General features: G+C 55.0%; 1 protein-coding gene. It reads left to right on the top strand.

Annotated elements, in window-relative coordinates:
* A partial coding sequence (locus RVY79_RS18005; protein ID WP_317465885.1) for a hypothetical protein occupies nucleotides 1-368 on the top strand: 368 nt, incomplete at its 5' end.
* Between the last annotated feature and the right edge of the window lies 1 nt (nucleotide 369).

The raw sequence follows: 369 nt of genomic DNA, 5'->3' as shown, positions 1-369 counted from the left end.
TTTCGTGGTCCTCTATCGCGCCCCCCATGCCCTTGGTCTTTGGCCCCAAAAATTCCAGATACACCTATACGGGGAGTCCGTGCCCGCATAGCGATCTGGCTGTTCATTCCGATGCTGACACGCTCAACGCCGCGCTGCGCGAATACGAGGCCCACTTCGGCGTGACGATCGTCCCGCACGTGGATGCAAAGGACGCCATTGAAAAATTCGGCGAGAAGTATTTCCTACATACCGACAATGCCAGTGGCGTCAGCCAACTCGTCGAGATCCATGTAATTCGTGGCGGCGAAGAACTCTGCATCAAGCAGGACGTTTCATTCGCATTGAAAGCCACGGATCTCGTAGAAATGGGCGACCTCATTTGCTGAG

The sequence above is a fragment of the Chromohalobacter sp. HP20-39 genome (assembly GCF_033052815.1).
Taxonomy (GTDB): Bacteria; Pseudomonadota; Gammaproteobacteria; order Pseudomonadales; family Halomonadaceae; genus Chromohalobacter.
Note: the sequence above shows the minus strand (reverse complement) of the source record. Positions and strands in the feature narration are given on the sequence as shown.